Source organism: Devosia salina, assembly GCF_019504385.1.
GTDB classification, from domain to species: domain Bacteria; phylum Pseudomonadota; class Alphaproteobacteria; order Rhizobiales; family Devosiaceae; genus Devosia; species Devosia salina.
Genome location: NZ_CP080590.1, coordinates 1 through 17,121, shown reverse-complemented (window position 1 = coordinate 17,121; position 17,121 = coordinate 1). Strand labels below are relative to the sequence as shown.

The 17,121-nt window shown below is 64.8% G+C and carries 16 protein-coding genes; 5 read left to right on the top strand and 11 right to left on the bottom strand.

Going from position 1 to position 17,121, the window contains the following annotated elements:
- Nucleotides 1-48: 48 nt before the first annotated feature.
- Together K1X15_RS00080 and K1X15_RS00075 are read right to left on the bottom strand one after the other, a co-directional pair.
- A complete protein-coding gene (locus tag K1X15_RS00080; protein WP_220305508.1) occupies nt 49-600 on the bottom strand; it encodes an ActR/PrrA/RegA family redox response regulator transcription factor in 552 nt (183 codons plus the stop codon).
- A 51-nt stretch (nt 601-651) separates the two neighbouring features.
- The gene (locus K1X15_RS00075) at nt 652-1,959 is read right to left on the bottom strand and encodes an ActS/PrrB/RegB family redox-sensitive histidine kinase (RefSeq protein WP_220305507.1); all 1,308 of its coding nucleotides are present in this window, start codon (nt 1,957-1,959) and stop codon (nt 652-654) included.
- A gap of 140 nt (nt 1,960-2,099) precedes the next feature.
- Between K1X15_RS00075 and K1X15_RS00070 the strand changes: the two genes are divergently transcribed.
- From K1X15_RS00070 to K1X15_RS00055, 4 genes are all read left to right on the top strand, one after another.
- Nucleotides 2,100-2,567, top strand: coding sequence for a DUF2852 domain-containing protein (locus tag K1X15_RS00070; protein ID WP_220305506.1), 468 nt, complete (start codon nt 2,100-2,102; stop codon nt 2,565-2,567).
- Between the two features lie 125 nt (nt 2,568-2,692).
- Nucleotides 2,693-3,442: a M48 family metallopeptidase gene (locus K1X15_RS00065; protein ID WP_220305505.1), complete on the top strand. Its 750-nt coding sequence runs from the start codon at nt 2,693-2,695 to the stop codon at nt 3,440-3,442.
- A 16-nt stretch (nt 3,443-3,458) separates the two neighbouring features.
- Entirely contained in the window at nt 3,459-3,833 is a 375-nt protein-coding gene (locus tag K1X15_RS00060) for a hypothetical protein (RefSeq protein ID WP_220305504.1), read from the top strand.
- A 57-nt stretch (nt 3,834-3,890) separates the two neighbouring features.
- Nucleotides 3,891-4,577 (top strand): L,D-transpeptidase, encoded by a 687-nt coding sequence (locus K1X15_RS00055; protein WP_220305503.1) that lies wholly within the window; start codon nt 3,891-3,893, stop codon nt 4,575-4,577.
- 65 nt (nt 4,578-4,642) lie between these two features.
- On the opposite strand, the gene K1X15_RS00050 is transcribed toward K1X15_RS00055, so the two are convergent.
- Nucleotides 4,643-7,327, bottom strand: coding sequence for a PBP1A family penicillin-binding protein (locus K1X15_RS00050; RefSeq protein WP_220305502.1), 2,685 nt, complete (start codon nt 7,325-7,327; stop codon nt 4,643-4,645).
- A 225-nt stretch (nt 7,328-7,552) separates the two neighbouring features.
- Between K1X15_RS00050 and K1X15_RS00045 the strand changes: the two genes are divergently transcribed.
- Nucleotides 7,553-8,125 carry a hypothetical protein gene (locus tag K1X15_RS00045; protein WP_220305501.1) on the top strand — a complete coding sequence of 191 codons (573 nt, stop codon included), beginning with the start codon at nt 7,553-7,555 and terminating at the stop codon, nt 8,123-8,125.
- 85 nt (nt 8,126-8,210) lie between these two features.
- On the opposite strand, the gene K1X15_RS00040 is transcribed toward K1X15_RS00045, so the two are convergent.
- The 8 genes from K1X15_RS00040 to dnaA all read right to left on the bottom strand — a co-directional run bounded on the left by K1X15_RS00040 (nt 8,211) and on the right by dnaA (nt 16,924).
- Nucleotides 8,211-9,233: an LLM class flavin-dependent oxidoreductase gene (locus K1X15_RS00040; RefSeq protein WP_220305500.1), complete on the bottom strand. Its 1,023-nt coding sequence runs from the start codon at nt 9,231-9,233 to the stop codon at nt 8,211-8,213.
- 146 nt (nt 9,234-9,379) lie between these two features.
- Complete coding sequence (locus tag K1X15_RS00035) at nt 9,380-9,667, bottom strand: type II toxin-antitoxin system HicB family antitoxin (RefSeq protein WP_220305499.1); 288 nt, start codon at nt 9,665-9,667, stop codon at nt 9,380-9,382.
- The gene (locus K1X15_RS00030; protein WP_276315285.1) at nt 9,660-9,866 is read right to left on the bottom strand and encodes a type II toxin-antitoxin system HicA family toxin; all 207 of its coding nucleotides are present in this window, start codon (nt 9,864-9,866) and stop codon (nt 9,660-9,662) included. Before K1X15_RS00030 ends, K1X15_RS00035 begins: the two co-directional genes overlap by 8 nt.
- Before the next feature lie 10 nt (nt 9,867-9,876).
- A complete protein-coding gene (gyrB, locus tag K1X15_RS00025; protein ID WP_220305498.1) occupies nt 9,877-12,330 on the bottom strand; it encodes a DNA topoisomerase (ATP-hydrolyzing) subunit B in 2,454 nt (817 codons plus the stop codon).
- A gap of 99 nt (nt 12,331-12,429) precedes the next feature.
- Complete coding sequence (gene recF, locus K1X15_RS00020) at nt 12,430-13,545, bottom strand: DNA replication/repair protein RecF (protein ID WP_220305497.1); 1,116 nt, start codon at nt 13,543-13,545, stop codon at nt 12,430-12,432.
- A 143-nt stretch (nt 13,546-13,688) separates the two neighbouring features.
- On the bottom strand, nt 13,689-14,810 hold the full coding sequence (dnaN, locus tag K1X15_RS00015) for a DNA polymerase III subunit beta (RefSeq protein WP_220305496.1): 1,122 nt from the start codon (nt 14,808-14,810) through the stop codon (nt 13,689-13,691).
- Nucleotides 14,811-14,934: 124 nt separating this feature from the next.
- Nucleotides 14,935-15,327, bottom strand: coding sequence for a hypothetical protein (locus K1X15_RS00010; RefSeq protein WP_220305495.1), 393 nt, complete (start codon nt 15,325-15,327; stop codon nt 14,935-14,937).
- 145 nt (nt 15,328-15,472) lie between these two features.
- Nucleotides 15,473-16,924: a chromosomal replication initiator protein DnaA gene (gene dnaA, locus K1X15_RS00005; RefSeq protein WP_220305494.1), complete on the bottom strand. Its 1,452-nt coding sequence runs from the start codon at nt 16,922-16,924 to the stop codon at nt 15,473-15,475.
- Nucleotides 16,925-17,121: the final 197 nt, after the last annotated feature.

The following is a 17,121-nucleotide window of genomic DNA, read 5'->3' as shown; positions in this document are numbered from 1 at the left end:
TCTACCCTCCCCCGCCAACGGGGAGGAGTGGGCGGGTGCCCGGGCGCCCTATCGCGGTGCGCGCTTGGCCAGGATGCGCTGCAGGGTGCGGCGGTGCATGTTGAGGCGGCGCGCGGTTTCCGAGACATTGCGGTCGCATAGCTCATAGACGCGCTGGATATGCTCCCAGCGCACCCGGTCGGCCGACATGGGGTTTTCCGGCGGCTCGGGCTTGTCCTCGCCGGTGGCGAGCAGGGCGTTGATGACATCGTCGGCATCGGCGGGCTTGGAAAGATAGTCCATGGCCCCCAGCTTCACCGCCGTCACGGCCGTGGCGATATTGCCATAGCCGGTGAGCACCACGGCGCGCGCGTCCGGGCGCTTCTGGTGCAGGGCCGAAACGACATCGAGGCCATTGCCGTCTTCGAGCCGGAGATCGACGACCGCGTAAGCGGGCGGGCGCTCGGTCACCGCGGCCAGGCCTGCCGATACCGTGCCGGCAATGCGCACCTCAAAGCCCCGCCGCGCCATGGCGCGTTCGAGGCGGCTCAGAAAGGCCGCGTCATCATCGACGAGCAGAAGGCTCGGATCAGCAGCCAAAAGATCTTCAATCGTGTCCATGGCTTTTCCAATATTCTTTTGCTTGCCTTACGTCAAAACCATCCGATCCGATCACTCGAGCGCGCTGCGCGGCCAGGTGATCCGCACGCGCGCATGCCCGGTCGGCTCGGCATTGTCGAAGGTCAGGCGGGCGCCGGTTCGTTCCAGCAGGGTCTTGGCGATGAAAATGCCCAGGCCCAGCCCGCCGGGCTGGTGGGCGTCGCTGCCGGCGGGATCCCGCGGACGGCTGGTGAGATAGGGCTCGCCCAGCCGCGCGATCAGTTCGGGGGCAAAGCCCTTGCCGTCGTCCATGATGGACACGGTGATGGAATGCTGGTCCCAGGCGCTTTCGATGCGCACGGTCTGCACGGCGAAATCGGTGGCGTTCTCGATGAGATTGCCCAGGCCATAGAGAAGGCCGACGCTGCGCGGAAAGACCGGCGGTGGGCCGGCGGTATGGGCCGCGTCGAAAAGAATGACCTTGCCGCGCCCCTCATGGGGGCGGGCGACCTCGTCGAGAATATCGGTCAGCGGGGCCTCGGCAAACAGGTCCGCCGGTTCACTGCCCAGATTGCGCAGCTTGGCCAGGATCGCCCGGCAGCGCGCCGCCTGCTCGATGATCAGCTCCACATCCTCGGCCAGCTGGCCGTTCTTGTCGACTTCGGCGCGCATTTCCTTGGCGGCCAGGGCGATGGTGGACAGCGGCGTGCCCAGCTCGTGGGCGGCGGCGGCGGCCAGCCCATCGAGCGCCGAGAGCTGTTCACGGCGCGACAGCGCCAGCTCGGTGGCGGCCAGGGCGTCGGCGATCTGGCGGGCATCATGGGCGACGCGATTGGTATAGGCGGAGATGAACACCACACCGCAGATGATCGAAACCCAGATGCCGATGACATAGATGCGGTTGAAGACGATGTGCTGCCCCGGCTCCCAGGGCAAGGGCAGGTGCATGACGGCCAGCAGCGAAGCGATGGTGGCCGCGAGCAGCGCCACGAGAAAGGCCTGGCGCTGCGGCAGCGAGGTGGCGGAGACCGAGACCGGGGCGAGCAGCAGCAGCGAGAACGGGTTTTCCAGTCCGCCGGTCAGGGCGAGCAACCCGCCGAGCTGGCATAGATCGAAGGCCAGTTGCAGGGCGGCAATGCGGGCCGAGAGCCGGAAATGCGGGCCGTAGCGCAGCACCAGGCCGATATTGAGGGCTGCCGAGAAGATGATGAGCACCAGGCATTCGAGCAGCGGCAGCGGGAAGCCCAGACCCCAGCTGACGAAGAAGACCCCGATGGCCTGCCCGATGATGGCCAGCCAGCGCAGCAGCACCAGGGTCTGCAGACGCAGGGGACGCCAGCTCGATGGCAGGGGCAGTGCGGGTGCAGTCTGGTCGGTCATGCCGGCCCCTTTGAGGTGGTCAATTGTGGCGCATAGGAAGGGATAAAGCCGATTTCAAGCATAAAAAATCGACAGGCACATGCTTGATCCCGCCCCCATGCGGGCCATTTGAGTCTCATCGTGACTGGGAGACGACCGATATGAACACTGCAATCATCAAACCGCAATGGTCCCCGCTGACCATCGCCCTCATGGTCCTTGGCTTCGTGATCTTCTGGCCGCTCGGCCTGGCCATGCTCGCCTATATCATCTGGGGTGAGAAATTCGGCGGTTCTGCCGAAAAGGCCCAACATTACTGGAACAAGGGGTGTGGCTATATGCGCAACAACCACAAGCATCACGGCTTCGGCCGCCATGACTTCACCTCGTCCGGCAATGCCGCCTTCGACGAATATCGCAGCGAGCAGCTCAAGCGCCTCGAGGAAGAGCGCGCCCGGCTCGATGCCGAGATCGACGCGTTCCACGAATACATGGCCAATCTGCGCAAGGCCAAGGACCGCGAGGAATTCGACCGCTTCATGAGCGAGCATCGCGGCAATCGCCAGGGTTTTGGCGACCGCCCGAACCCCGACCAGAACAATTGGGGGGATAACAATAGCGGTCAGTGACCGCAGCCCTCTCCGACCTTCCCTGCCTCCAACGGCAAACTGGCGCTCCGCAAGGGGCGCCTTTTTCATGGGCGCCCCGTCCGGCACGGGTTAGACTCCAGCCAAGCGATTCCCACCGGCAGCCCATGTTCTCCTTCCTGCGCCAGCGCTCCACACCGCCACAATCCACCCAGATCGATCTGGACGGGGTGCGTGTTGCCGTGGCGGTGAAGGTGTCCAAACGCGCGCGCAGCTTTCGGCTGTCGCTGCCGGCGTCGGGACCCTTGCTGACGCTGCCGGAGACGGCGCGCTGGAGCGATGCAGAGGCCTTTCTCCATCGTCACCGCCACTGGCTGGCGGCGCGACTGCCCCGCGCCTCGCAGGCGCGGCGGCTCGAAGCCGGGGCAAGCGTTCCGCTGCGCGGCCAGCCACATCTGGTGGTGCCGACCGGCAGGCTGCGCGGCCGGGTGGAGATCGACGAGACGGACGCGGGACGGGTGTTGCTGGTACCGGGCGAGCCGGCGCACCAGCCGCGACGACTCTACGACTGGCTGAAGTCGGAGGCGCTGGCGGATCTGGAAGAGCAGAGTGAACTGCATGCAAGAAGGCTCGGCGTCGCGGTGAAGGCTATCACGCTACGCAGCCAATCGAGCCGCTGGGGGTCCTGCTCGTCGAGCGGCAATATCAACTACAATTGGCGGCTGATCCTGGCGCCGCCGCATGTGCTGGACTATGTGGCGGCCCATGAGGTGGCGCATCTGGTCGAGATGAACCATTCGGCCGCGTTCTGGGCGACGGTCGAGCGCACCCTGCCCGACATGGCGCGCGGCAAGGCGTGGCTAAAAGCACACGGTCGCGACCTGATGGCGTGGCAGGCGCCCGGCTCGGCGCCATAGCGCCGGGATTGCCGCGATGCTGCCGCATTCGGCCTTCTATCAGAACGGCATGCATCGCCTGATTGCCGCCATCGCGATTCTGTTTGCCTTCGCCGCCCTGACGGGCGCGACGGTGGCGCATGCCCATCGCTATGTGTCGACGCCGATCGTGGTGCTCAACCATGTCGATGCGCAGAACCAGCCCATCCCGGTCTATGTGCAGATCCAGCGCGGCCAGATCGATCTGGGCGGCGGTATTGTGATGCCATGCGGCTCGCATCCTGCGATCATTGGCGAGGCCAGCCTGCCCTGCGCCTCTCCGCGATGTTGCGAAGACCGGCACCCGCCGATCGACCATAAGGTGAGCGGCTGGCACGGCCCGTTGCCGCTGCGTCCGCCCATCACGGCCTGAGCGCTTTCCCGAACCCCAGTTTCACGCTCAGGGCCCGCATGGGCCAAGGATATCATCATGTCTATCGCATTCGACGCGACGCTGTCGCGCCGCACCCTCCTGTCTGGTCTTGCCAGTGTGGGCGCCCTCGCCCTTGCCGGTTGTTCGACCACTGGCGCCACCCGCACCGCTTCGGTAACCGAGCCGGTCCGCCCCTCCATTCCAGCCGAGGTGCTGGCCAAATATGCAGCGCGTCCGGAGGAGGCCTATCCCGTGCCGGCCGCCGATATTTCGCACCTCAATCCGGCGTACTGGCGGCAGGAGGTGGACAATGTCACCGGCGAGCCCGCCGGGCGGGTCGTGGTCGATACGGCCAATTTCTTCCTTTACTGGACCATGCCCGATGGCCGGGCCATGCGCTATGGCGTGGGCCTGGGGCGGGCCGGCTTCGAATGGAGCGGCGAGGGCCATATCGCCTATAAGCGCAAATGGCCGGTCTGGACCCCGCCGGCCGAAATGATCGCGCGGCAACCGGAGCTGGAAATGTACCGGCATGGGCAGCCGCCCGGCCTGCTCAACGCCCTGGGCGCCCGCGCGCTCTATATCCACCAAGGCAATCGTGACACGCTCTACCGCCTGCATGGCACGATGGACGTTGCCTCCATCGGCAAGGCCGTTTCCTCGGGCTGCGTGCGCCTGTTGTTCCAGGACATCATCGACCTTTACGAGCGCGTGCCCAATGGGGCGCCCATCGTGGTGGTGTAAGGCACCGGCAAAGAAAAAAGCCCCGGGATTGCTCCCGGGGCTTTTTGTTTCTGAGGCTCGCGGCGTCAGTTGCCGAAGATCAGGTCCATCAGCGTGCGCTGCGAGCGCTCTTCCTGATAGACGGGCTGTTGCTGCTGGACCTGGCCGGGCGGGACGATCTGCCCTGGCTGCACGACCTGCTGCTGGCTGGTGGGAGCACTGGGCACCCAGACCTGCTGGCCGGTGGCCGGATCGACGACCAGGGTCATGGGCAGGCCGGTTTCCGGATCAATGGGCGCCTGGCCAAAGCCATTGGCCTGCGTCTTCTGTTGCAGCGGGAAACCGGTCACCGGATCAATGGCCTGGCCATTGGCGTCGTATTGGACGATCTGGCCCTGCTCGATGGGCAGGCCGGTCGCCGGATCGACCTGCTGGATCGGCTGACCGGTGGCCGGGTCGATGCCGCCGCTGACGGGCAGGCCCGTGGCCGGATCGACCATGGTGCCGGTCTGGATCGGTGGATTGGCCGTCTGGGCGCCAATGGGGGCCAGGCCCTCGATCGGGGCGCCGGTTGTTGGATCAATGGCGATGATCTGGCCCGTGGCGGGGTCGGTGGTGGTCTGCACCGGCTCGCCGGTGCCGCCATTGACATATTGCACCATGGCCTGGCCGGTCGCCGGATCGATCATGGGCATGCCGGTATTGGGGTCGATCAGCTGCTGGGCAACGAGCTGGCCGGCATAGGACCCACCGGGAATGGGGGCGGGCGAGCGGCCTTCATGGGCCTTGGTCATGAACTCGGACCAGATGGTGGCCGGCACATTGCCGCCGGACAGCGTGGTCTTGGTGTCGTTGTCATTGCCCAGCCAGACGCCGGTGACCATGGCCGAAGTATAGCCCACGAACAGGGCATCGCGGGCATGCTGGCTGGTGCCGGTCTTGCCGCCGAAATCCCAGCCGCCCAGATTGGCGCCACGCCCCGTGCCCACCTCGACGGCGGTCTTGAGCATGTCGTTCATCTCGGCCAGCACATTGGGGTCAATGACCCGACCCGGTCCGGCATTGGAGGCCTCATAGAGCACATTGCCCTCGACATCGGTGATCTTGGTGATGACGTTGGGGATGACGCCATTGCCGCCATTGGCAAAGGGCGCATAGGCGCTGGTCAGTTCGAGCAGGTTCACTTCCTGGGTGCCCAGAGCAATGGAGGGCACCGGGGTGAGATTGGAGGAAATGCCCATGCGCATGGCCACTTCGATGACCTTTTCGGGGGTCACGTCGATGGCAAGGCGCGCCGCGATTGTATTGAGCGAATAGGCCAGGCCCTGACGCAGGGTGACGGTGCCGGCATATTTGCCCGAGGCATTGCGCGGGCTCCAGCCATTGTAGTCGAACTGGGCGTCCTCGGCCAAAGTCTCGGGCGTATAGCCCTTTTCCATGGCCGCGAGATAGACGAAGGGCTTGAAGGTGGACCCCGGCTGACGCTTGGCGGTCACCGCGCGGTTATACTGGCTCTGCTGATAGTCGACGCCGCCCACCATGGCGCGGACCGACCCATCGACATCCATGGCCACCAGGGCGCCCTGGGTGAAGCCGCGCTTGGAGCCCTCGGCCGCCACCTGTTCCTTGACGATGAACTCGGCGTCCTTCTGCATCTTGTAGTCGATGGTGGTCTGCACCACGACGTCGCTTTCGATCTCGCCGATATAGGCGGTCATCAGGCTCTCGACCCAGTCGGCAACATAGGATTCGGACCCGGCCACGACGGTCCGCACCGTCTGGTTGGGGTCGATCTTGGCGGCATTGGCCTCTTCCTGGGTGATGTAGCCCTCGCGCGCCATCAGGTTGAGCACGATCTGCTGGCGTTCCTTGGCCTTTTCCGGATTGGTCTTGGGATTATAGGCGGAGGGGGCGGGCAGGATGCCCACCAGCATGGCCGCCTGGCCGAGCGACAGATTGCGCGCAGAAACGCCGAAATAGGTCTGGGCGGCGGCCTCAATGCCGGTCGCCCCGGCGCCGAAATAGACGCGGTTCATATAGAGTTCGAGGATTTCTTCCTTGGTGTAGTTCTGCTCGAGCCAGATGGCGAGGATCGCTTCCTGGACCTTGCGCCCCAGGGTCTGGTCGGGGGTGAGGAAGAGGTTCTTGGCAACCTGCTGGGTCAGCGTGGAGGCGCCGCGGGTGACGCCGCGCGCCTCGATCATCTCGATGGCCACGGACATCAGGCCGATCGGATCGACGCCGAAATGGCTCATGAAGCGGCGGTCTTCCGAGGCGATGAAGGCGGCCGGCACATAATGCGGCAATTCGCGGAACGTCACCGCCTCGCCGCCGGTCTGGCCGCGATTGGAGATCAGGCTGCCATCGGCGGCCAGGATGCGGATATTGGGCGGGCGTTCGGGAACCGCCCAGGTATCGGCGGAGGGCAGCTGGGCGCCGTAATAGACGATGATGCCGATGACGGCCAGGCCGCCCCAGAGGCAGGCCACGAAGCCCCACCAGAGCAGGCCCATGAGAAGACCGCCCGAGCGCTTTTTCCTGCGGCTACGCGCCGGTTCGGCCTTGCCTTTGCGGGGTGGCTTCCTGGGCGATTTCGGCGGCTTGCCGCCGCCCGCGCCACCGCCGGGCCGCTCCTGGTCGACCGAGAAGGCCATGGACTGGCCCATGCTCGGCTCGACGCGCTGCCCCTTGGCCGCAGGACGGGCCTGGGGCTTGTTCCGGCGTCCATCGGGGGCGCCCACGCGGTCATCGGCCGATATGCGAAAATCCATCAGGCAAACCTAGACAAGAAAAGGATCATGCTGCTTCTACCCTGTTCGTTCCACAAGGGAAACAAATGGTAAGCGAGAGGTTAAAGTCGGCATGTCAGCCAAACGCCCTCATGCATCCGCGCAGCGCATGAAGACGCTTCTCCGCGCGAAATGTGGCCGGTTTAAGGGACAGCCTGCTTCTTTCGTGCCATTGTGGCCGGACGACCACAGGTGTCTGCGGCCAAGATGAGAAAGGCTGATCCTGCTCCCATGCGCCTGCGCGCGACCCTGGCCATCGTGCTGGCCAGCTTCGGCTTTTCCACTGCCGTCCGGGCCGATCCCGTCGATACCGCCTTCAGCGATGCGATTGCCCTGTTCGAGCGCGCCGCCCCGGCCCTGGGCACAATGCCCTTTGGCGTGGACCTCGTGGCTTTCCGCGATGCGCTGAGCCTGGGCCGGTTCCATTCGACCCATTGGGGCGGGACGATGCTGCTCGACCTGCGCGTGGAGACCAAGGTCGAGGGCGGCTGCCGGGACTATGCCGCCTTTGTGCGCCTGCCACCGCGACAGGGGCGCGTTACCCTCGTCATCTGCCCGGAATTTTCGACCGCAGGCACGCCCGAATTGCGCCGGCTCACGATCATCCATGAAATGGTGCATGTGGTGGCGGGCGCCGACGAATGCCGCGCCATGGCCTTCGCGGCCGCCGTCGAGACCGCCGCGCTGGGCCGCTTCACCCCGGTCGACCGCTATTGGCAGACCAAGGGGTGCGCGGGATCGGGGTTCGGTTTGCCGCAGAGCAATTCCCGTTCTGACTGACTCAGAACGGGAGCTCTATCTCTTTGTTTTGTCACGCTTTCGAACCGCAAAAGTGGTGTCCACTTTTGCTGAAAGCGCTCCAGGGTCAGCGCCAGCCGAGACCCGGCGCGACATGTTTGAGGATGCTCTCGATGACATGGGCGTTGTAGGCAACGCCGAGCTGGTTGGGGACAGTGAGCAGCAGCGTATCGGCCTCGGCAATGGCCTCGTCCTGGCGCAGCTCCTCGATCAGCCTGTCCGGCTCGCCGGTATAGCCGCGCCCGAAAACGGCGCGCTTTTCGGGCTCGATATAGCCGAACTGGTCTTCTTCCGGGCGCCCGGTGCCGAAATACATGCGGTCCATGTCATTGACGAGGGCGAAGATGGAGCGGCTGACCGAAATGCGTGGCGTGCGCGTATGACCGGCTTCCTTCCAGGCGGCGCGATAGGCGCGGATCTGCTCGGCCTGCTGGATGTGGAAGGGCTTTCCCGACTCGTCGAATTTCAGCGTCGAAGACTGGAGGTTCATCCCCATCCTGGCGGCCCAGACGGCGGTGGCGTCGCTGGCCGCGCCCCACCAGATGCGCTCAAGCAGCCCTTCGGAAAAAGGTTCGAGCCGCAGCATGCCGGGCGGGTTGGGGAACATGGGCCGCGGATTGGGCTGGGCAAAGCCCTGGCCCGTCAGGGCCTTCAAAAAGATCTCGGCATTGAGCCGGGCCATATCGGCATCGCTCTGGCCCTCGGCCGGCTCATAGCCGAAATAGCGCCAGCCATCCACGACCTGTTCTGGGGAGCCGCGGGAAATGCCCAATTGCAGGCGCCCTTGGGAAATCAGGTCGGCCGCCCCGGCATCCTCGGCCATGTAGAGCGGGTTTTCGTAGCGCATGTCGATGACGGCGGTGCCGATCTCGATCTTTTTCGTCCGGGCACCCACGGCCGCCAGCAGCGGAAAGGGCGAGGCCAATTGCCGGGCAAAGTGGTGGACGCGGAAATAGGCGCCATCGGCCCCCAGTTCCTCGGCCGCCACCGCCAGGTCGATCGATTGCAGCAAGGCATCGCCCGCCGTGCGGGTGCCCGAATTGGGCGACGGGCTCCAATGGCCGAAGGAGAGAAAGCCGATCTTTTTCATGGGAGCCCCGCTTTGTTTCGTCACAAGCTATGTGGTTTGCCGCGCACGAAAAAGCCAGCCCGGTGGAACGGACTGGCCTGATTGGGTGAACGATGGCGGGTGTTTGAGGCTGCTCTTGGGTGGGCGACCCCCGTCAATCGGCGAGGCTACTCTGCTGCCTGATAATACTCCGCCGAGGGACGGATAACCGCGACAACGGCATCTGCAGCGTGCTGCCGGAAATCCAGGTCCTGCCGCAAAGCCTCAAGTGTGCGCGGGCGCGGCTGTTCGCCCGGCCAGTCCTCGAAGGCAAAAGCCAGAACCGCCGCGGCTTCCGAAATGGCCTCGTCCATCGTGTCCGCAACCGCGACGATGCCCGGCACATCCGGAAATGACACGCCATAGCCTGACTCGGGATCCTTATGGATCAGGGCAATATAGTGGACGTCACGCATCGCTGCTCCACCCCGCCTGCCGATAGATCGATCGCACGGTCCCGGCGGGAATATCCTTGCGCGGATGCGGCAGGATCACCGTCCTGCCATCGGCATGTCTATATTTATGGTGCGAACCACGCGTGGAAACAAGCGTAAAGCCATCAGCCATAAGGCGGCGGACGATCTCACGGCTGTCGCGCAGATATCCGCCACCCAACTGGAAACTCCTACACGTCCAGATTGCTCACATTGAGCGCGTTGTCTTGAATAAAATCGCGGCGCGGTTCGACGAGGTCGCCCATCAAAGCGGTGAAGATCTGGTCGGCTTCGTCGGTCTGGTCGATCTCGACGCGCAGCAGGGTGCGGGCATTGGGGTCAAGCGTGGTTTCCCAGAGCTGCTCGGCGTTCATTTCACCCAGACCCTTGTAGCGCTGCAGCGACACGCCCTTGCGGCCGGCATCGGTGACGGCCTTGAACAGGCTCGCCGGGCCGTAAATGTTCATCGTCTCGCCCTTGCGGGTGAGCGTCGGCACGCCGCCGAACAGTTCGTCGAGCCGGCCGGCCAGCTGGCGGAGCTTGCGTGCATCGGCGCTCTGCAACAGGGCCCGGTCGATATAGTGGGTCTCGGTCACGCCGCGCACGGTGCGCGAGAAGGCCAGTGCCTCCTCATCGGTGACTTCGCCGTGCCAGCCGCGCTCCAGCTCGTCGGAGATGCGGTCGAGCCGATTGGCAACGCGCAGAAGCGTTTCCGCGCTCCTGTCAGGATCGGACATGCCATCTGGATCGAGCCCGCCGACAATGGCGGCCTGTTCGACCAGGTTGCGGTTGTAGCGGGTGTTGAGATTGTTGATGGCTTTGACGATATCGCGCGACTGCTGCAGGATGGCCAAAAGATCGGCGCCGGCATGCTCGGACCCGTCCCGGGTCCTGAACACGGCGTCTTCCAGCCCCCCTTCAAGCAGATAGTCCTCGAGCGCCACCTCATCCTTGAGATAGAGCTCGGAGCGGCCGCGCGTGGCTTTGTAGAGTGGCGGCTGGGCAATGTAGATATGCCCGCGCTCGATGAGTTCGCGCGTCTGGCGGTAGAAGAAGGTCAGCAGCAGCGTGCGGATATGGGCGCCGTCCACGTCGGCGTCGGTCATGATGATGATCTTGTGGTAGCGCAGCTTGTCCGGGTTGAACTCTTCCCGGCCAATGCCCGTACCGAGCGCGGTGATCAGCGTGCCGACCTGGTCGGACGAGATCATGCGATCAAAGCGGGCGCGCTCGACGTTCAGGATCTTGCCGCGGAGCGGCAGGACGGCCTGGTTGGAGCGGTCGCGCCCCTGCTTGGCGGAGCCACCGGCCGAGTCACCCTCGACGATGAAGATTTCGCTCTTGGCGGGGTCACGTTCCTGGCAGTCGGCGAGCTTGCCGGGCAGGGAGGAGATTTCCAGCGCGCCCTTGCGACGCGTCAGTTCGCGGGCCTTGCGTGCGGCCTCGCGGGCGGCGGCGGCTTCCACCACCTTTCCCACAATGGTGCGCGCCTCATTGGGATGTTCCTCGAACCACTGGCCGAGCTTTTCGTTGACGATGTTCTCGACCACCGGACGGACTTCGGACGAGACCAGCTTGTCCTTGGTCTGGGACGAGAACTTCGGATCCGGCACCTTGACCGAAAGCACGCAGGTCAGGCCCTCGCGGGTGTCGTCGCCCGAAAGCTCGACCTTCTCTTTCTTGGCGATGCCCGAAGAGGTCGCATAGCCGGTGACCTGGCGCGTCAGCGCGCCGCGCAGACCCGCAAGGTGGGTGCCGCCATCGCGCTGGGGGATGTTGTTGGTGAAGCAGAGGACGTTTTCGTGGTAGCTGTCGTTCCACTGCAGCGCGACCTCGACGGTGATGCCGTCCTTTTCGGCGCGCATGGTGATCGGGGTGTCGATCACGGGCTGCTTGGACTTGTCGAGATAGTTCACGAAGGCCTCGAGCCCGCCTTCATAATACAGTTCCACCTCGACCGGCTCGGGATGGCGATGGTCGCGCAGCAGGATGCGCACGCCGGAATTGAGGAAGGCCAGCTCGCGCAGGCGGTGTTCGAGCGTCTTGAAGTCGAACTCCACCATGGTGAAGGTGAGCGGGCTGGGCAGGAAGGTGATTTCCGAGCCGGAACGCCCTTCATAGGTGCCGGGCTTCTTGTCTTCCACATAGGTGCCCACGACCTTGAGCGGCGCATCGGCCACCCCGTGGGTGAAGCTCATCTCGTGAATTTCGCCGTCGCGGCGGATATTGAGCTTCAAGAACACCGAGAGGGCGTTCACCACCGAAACGCCCACGCCATGCAGGCCCCCGGAAACCTTATAGGAGTTCTGGTCGAACTTTCCCCCGGCATGGAGCTGGGTCATGATGACCTCGGCCGCCGACACGCCTTCGCCGGCATGAATGCCGGTGGGAATGCCGCGCCCATTGTCGATGACCGAACACGAGCCGTCGGCATTGAGCGTCACCGTCACCAGGTCCGCATGACCGGCCAGGGCCTCGTCGATGGCGTTGTCCACCACCTCATAGACCATGTGGTGCAGGCCCGAACCGTCATCGGTATCCCCGATATACATGCCCGGGCGCTTGCGCACGGCATCAAGGCCCTTGAGCACCTTGATGCTGTCGGCGCCATACTCGTTCGGGATCGGGTTTTCGCTGTCGCTCATGAGGTCCGAATCAGTCGATTTCTGGTGGGTCTTGTTCTAGCGGAATGGGGGGCAAACCCCAAGAAAATTGGCCGTTTGCGCGGCATTTGCGGGGGATTTTCAGCCCTTGGCCGACAATCTGCCATCCCGCACGGAAATGCGTTGCGCACGATCCTCCAGCGCCTCGAACAGCACCGGATCGGTGCCGGTCAGGAAACACTGGGTTTCCAGGCCATCAAGCGCGGCAAACAGGGCCTTTCTGCGGTCGGGATCGAGATGGGCGGCGATCTCGTCGAGCAGAAGGAAGGGCACGATGCCGGTGCGCAGCCGCACGAGGCGCGCATGGGCCAGGATCAGCCCGATCAGCAGCGCCTTCTGCTCGCCGGTCGAGCCCAGCGCTGCCGGCATGGCCTTTTGCGCATGCACCACTTCGAGATCGACGCGGTGTGGTCCAGATGTGGTGCGTCCGGCGGCGCGATCAAGGCCCCGTGCCGCATGCCAGCGCTGCGCCAGCAGGGCCTCGAGTTCGGCTGAAGTTGCCGGCTCGGCACCATCCTCGAACAAGGGGGTCAACGACAGAAGCGCCGCGGGGAAATTGCCGTCTTCCAGGCTTTCGGCGATCAAGGCCTGGAGCGACACAAGGCTATCGGTGCGGTTGAGATGGATGGAGGCGCCCAGCTCGGCCATCTGCGCCTCGATGGCGGTGAGCCAGCGCGGGTCCCCCTCCTCCTCGAGCAGGCGATTGCGCTGGCGCATGGCCTTTTCGAAATCGGACACGGCGGCGGAATGGCCGGGAATGAGCGTGGTCACGAGGCGGTCGAGAAAGCGCCGGCGCTCGCCGGCCGGCCCGGAGAACAGCCCATCCATGGCGGGGGTGAGCCAGAGCACCCGCAGATAGTCGCTCATCGCCTCGATCGAGCGGGCATTGGCCCCATTGATGCGCACGCGGCGCCCGCCATCGGGCAAGGCGCCGGTGCCGATATCGGCCGGGCCGTCATCGGTTTCGATGGTGGCCGCCACGGCCCAGGGCAGGTCGGAGCCCTGGGACTGCAGGGTATCGAAGCTGGCGCCGCGGAGGCCGCGCCCGGGCGAGAGCACCGACACGGCCTCGAGCAGATTGGTCTTGCCCGAGCCGTTGGGGCCGGTCAGCACGACATGGCGCTGATCGAGATCAAGCGCGGCCGAGGCATAATTGCGGAAAGCGGTGAGGCGCAGGCGGGAGATGTGGCGGATCATTCTGTCGTCACGCTCCGCGCCTCACATCCCTTGCAGGAGAAAGGGGTCGGGTATGTCGCACACCCGGGCCCTGCGAGCATAGCTCTTCGGGCCTAGTCAGCTCAAATCGCTCCACCGGAGCGATTTCCCCTTCGGGACGCTGCCTAGACACGCATCGGCATCAGCACGTAGAGCGCGCTGGATTCGCCCTCTTCCTTGACCAGGGTCGGGGAATTGGCGTCGTTGAACAGGAACACCGCGCTCTCGGAGCGGATCTGGGTGATGATGTCGAGCAGGTACCTGGCATTGAAACCGATCTCGAAGCCGTCGGTGTCAAAGTCCACCGCCACTTCCTCGCTGGCCGTGCCGTGGTCGGGATTGGTCACCGAGAGTTCCAGCAGGCCATCCTTGGCCGAGAGCTTGACCGCCTTGCCACCGCGATCGGAGGCAATGGTGGAGACGCGATCGACCGCGATGGCAAAGCCGGATTTGTCGACCAGCATCTGCTTGTCATTGTTCTTCGGGGTCACCCGGTCATAATCGGGGAAGGTGCCTTCGATCAGCTTGGAGAGCAGCACGACCGGGCCCACGGTGAAGCGGATCTTGGTGTCGCTGACCTCGACATGGACGTCGCCATCGACGCCATCGAGCAGCTTCTGGACCTCGCCCACGGTCTTTTTCGGCACGATGATGCCGGTCATGCCCTGGGCGCCCGCAGGCGCGGCGATTTCGGCGCGCGCCATGCGGTGGCCATCGGTGGCCACGGCGCGGAACAGCGGGCCCTGGGCGGAATTGTCGACGGCATGGAAATAGATGCCGTTGAGATAGTAGCGCGTCTCCTCGTTGGAGATGGCGAACTGGGTGCGCTCGATCAGCTCGCGCAGCGAGGCGGCGGCGATGTCGAATTCATGGGCAAAGGCGCCCGATTTGAGATCGGGGAAGCTGTCGGGCGAGAGGCAGGCCAGGTTGAAGCGCGAGCGGCCGGAGGTGAGAACCATGTTCTCGCCGCCATCGGTTTCCAGACGCACTTCGGCGCCGTCGGAAAGCTTGCGGACGATTTCGTAGAGCGTGTGCGCCGGCACGGTGGTGGAACCGGGCGTGGAGACCATGGCAGGCACGCTCTCGGTCACCTCGATATCGAGGTCGGTGGCGCGCAGTTCGACATGGTCGTCGCTGGCCTTGAACAGCACATTGGCCAGGATCGGATAGGTGTTGCGGCGTTCAACCACCCGATGCACATGGCTCAGCGACTTGAGCAGATGATTGCGTTCGAGTGTGACTTTCATGGAGCTCTTCTTCCTGGGCATACGCGGCAGCAAAACCCGGCGCCAGCCGGGGTTGGGACGTTTACAGTTTCATAACAAATTGGCAAGGCCGCCGGGGCCCTTGGCCGCATCCAAGCTGTGGACTTCAGCTGCGAAAATGCACGGTGATGTCAAAGCGTTCGCCGGGCGCGGCGCCCAGCGCCTCAAGGCCGGCAAAGGGCAAGCAGCGGTCGATGGCAGCGGCGATGGATCGCATCAGCGCGGGATATTTTCCCGCCACGCGCCAGCTCTCCGGGGCCACTGCGGGGTCCCCGTCCAGCGTCCCGTCGCCCAGAAAGGCCAGCCTTACGGAGATGGTGCGATCCTCATAGCCCGGCGGGAGGCTCCAGCAGGCCAGCAATTGCTCCTGCACGGCGGTGGCAATGGCCAGGTTCTGCGCGGCCCGCTCCTCGGGTGTCAGAACGGGCGGCGCATCCTGGCCGAAGGCGGGGATGACAAGACCGAGGAGGAAGACGAGGCGGGCAAGGATGGCAAACATCGGCAATCCCTGCCCTTCTATTGAGACCGAAGGAAGGCAGTGACCGCGCCTCTGGCGCGGCCGGTCTGGCCCTGCGAGCGTAGCTCTCCGGGCGTTCGGTCCTAAAATCGATCCACTGGAGCGATTTTGCGCGAAGCGCCGGACCTCACTCTTCCAGCATGCGCTTGAGGAGCTCGATTTCCTGGCCCAGCTCCAGATCGTCCTTGATCATCTGCTCGACCTTGCGGACCGAATGGAGGACGGTGGTGTGGTCGCGGCCACCGAAGCGACGCCCGATTTCGGGCAGGGAGCGGCTGGTCAGCGCCTTGGCCAGATACATAGCGATCTGGCGGGGGCGGACGACATCGCGCGAGCGGCGGGCGGACAGCAGTTCGTTGCGCGGCACCTTGTAGTGGCGCGAGACGATCTTGAGGATATCTTCGATGCGGACGCGCTTGGCGTCGCGGGCGCGGATGAGGTCGGCCAGGGTCTTTTCGGCCAGCGGCACGGTGACCAGCTCGCCGGTCAGCTGATAGGCGGCCACCAGGCGGTTGACGGCGCCATCAAGGTCGCGACCATGGCTGATGACCGAGCGCGCAATATAGTCGACCACGGGGCCGGGGAAGTGCAGGCCGAAACGCGCGGCCGCCTGGTCGGCCCGGCGCTGCACGATGTCGCGGCGAAGGTCATGGTCGAAGGATGAGATCGGAACGACCAGGCCGCCGGAGAGACGCGAGCGCACGCGCTCATCGAGCATTTCGAGATCGCGCGGCGGCGCGTCACCGGCCACGACTACCTGCTTGGCACCGGTCAGCAGCGCGCCCAGCGTGTGGCCGAATTCGGTGGCCGACTTGCCCTGGAGAAACTGCATGTCATCGATCAGCAGCAGGTCGACGCGGCGCAGCCATTCCTTGAAGCCGAGCGCTGACTGGCGCTGCACGGCGGTGATGAAATGGTACATGAAGTGGTCGGCCGTCAGATAGACGATGTTCTTGGACGGGTCGGCCTGGCTGACCGCATGGGCGATGCCGTTGAGCAGGTGCGACTTGCCCAGGCCAACGGTGGAATGGATATAGACCGGATTGAAGGTCACGGCATTGTTGATGGCGGCGCTGGCGATCTGCCGGGCAACGCCGAAGGCCATCTCGTTGGCCGAGCCGGCAACGAAGCTGTCAAAGGTCATGCGCGGGTCGATGGCGCTGCCATTGAGGGCGTCGCCGGACTTGGCATTGTCGCGCACCAGGCGCGGCATGGCGGGCGCTGCGGCAGCGGCTGGCGCGGCGTCGTGGGCCGCGGGTGCCTCGGGGGCAGCTTCCACCACTGGCGCCAGGCGCGGGCGGGCCTGGCCATTGACCCGCATGGTCACCTGCAGGCGGGCCGCCTCCGCCACGTCATTGCGGAAGGCCTCGACGATCCGATCGGCATAGTTGGACTGCACCCAGGAACAGAGGAAGCGCGTGGGCGCACTCAGATGCACCAGGTCATCGACGATTTCCTCGAGCTCGAGCCGGGCGAACCAGGACGTGAACACATCCTCGCCGACGGCCGCTTTGAGACGGGCGCGCACGCGGGTCCAGAGTTCACGATGGTCGGGAGAAGAAAGCTCTGGAGTGGACATGACAGAAGTGCCGCCTTTGCTCGAAATGGTGGGAGAGGGTGAATTGGCCGCAGCCCAATCATCCCGCCCCGCGGTCGCCTGTCGCATCATTGTTTCTAGCCCCATTGTTTTGCCGCCTGACCGGCCCGCAAAGCCGGAAAAGCCCCTGATCTGTTTGTTGTGCCCATCCGGTCCTTGATGGCCCGGTTACCAGACAC

Excerpts from the sequence above, each read along its gene's own strand:
- K1X15_RS00040 (WP_220305500.1), bottom strand. The coding sequence starts at position 9,233 with ATGAAAAAGATCGGCTTTCTCTCCTTCGGCCATTGGAGCCCGTCGCCC.
- K1X15_RS00035 (WP_220305499.1), bottom strand. The coding sequence starts at position 9,667 with ATGCGTGACGTCCACTATATTGCCCTGATCCATAAGGATCCCGAGTCA.
- K1X15_RS00055 (WP_220305503.1), top strand. The coding sequence starts at position 3,891 with ATGTCTATCGCATTCGACGCGACGCTGTCGCGCCGCACCCTCCTGTCT.
- dnaA (WP_220305494.1), bottom strand. The coding sequence starts at position 16,924 with ATGTCCACTCCAGAGCTTTCTTCTCCCGACCATCGTGAACTCTGGACC.
- K1X15_RS00070 (WP_220305506.1), top strand. The coding sequence starts at position 2,100 with ATGAACACTGCAATCATCAAACCGCAATGGTCCCCGCTGACCATCGCC.
- K1X15_RS00060 (WP_220305504.1), top strand. The coding sequence starts at position 3,459 with ATGCTGCCGCATTCGGCCTTCTATCAGAACGGCATGCATCGCCTGATT.
- K1X15_RS00045 (WP_220305501.1), top strand. The coding sequence starts at position 7,553 with ATGAGAAAGGCTGATCCTGCTCCCATGCGCCTGCGCGCGACCCTGGCC.
- K1X15_RS00065 (WP_220305505.1), top strand. The coding sequence starts at position 2,693 with ATGTTCTCCTTCCTGCGCCAGCGCTCCACACCGCCACAATCCACCCAG.
- K1X15_RS00010 (WP_220305495.1), bottom strand. The coding sequence starts at position 15,327 with ATGTTTGCCATCCTTGCCCGCCTCGTCTTCCTCCTCGGTCTTGTCATC.
- recF (WP_220305497.1), bottom strand. The coding sequence starts at position 13,545 with ATGATCCGCCACATCTCCCGCCTGCGCCTCACCGCTTTCCGCAATTAT.
- gyrB (WP_220305498.1), bottom strand. The coding sequence starts at position 12,330 with ATGAGCGACAGCGAAAACCCGATCCCGAACGAGTATGGCGCCGACAGC.
- dnaN (WP_220305496.1), bottom strand. The coding sequence starts at position 14,810 with ATGAAAGTCACACTCGAACGCAATCATCTGCTCAAGTCGCTGAGCCAT.
- K1X15_RS00075 (WP_220305507.1), bottom strand. The coding sequence starts at position 1,959 with ATGACCGACCAGACTGCACCCGCACTGCCCCTGCCATCGAGCTGGCGT.
- K1X15_RS00080 (WP_220305508.1), bottom strand. The coding sequence starts at position 600 with ATGGACACGATTGAAGATCTTTTGGCTGCTGATCCGAGCCTTCTGCTC.
- K1X15_RS00050 (WP_220305502.1), bottom strand. The coding sequence starts at position 7,327 with ATGGATTTTCGCATATCGGCCGATGACCGCGTGGGCGCCCCCGATGGA.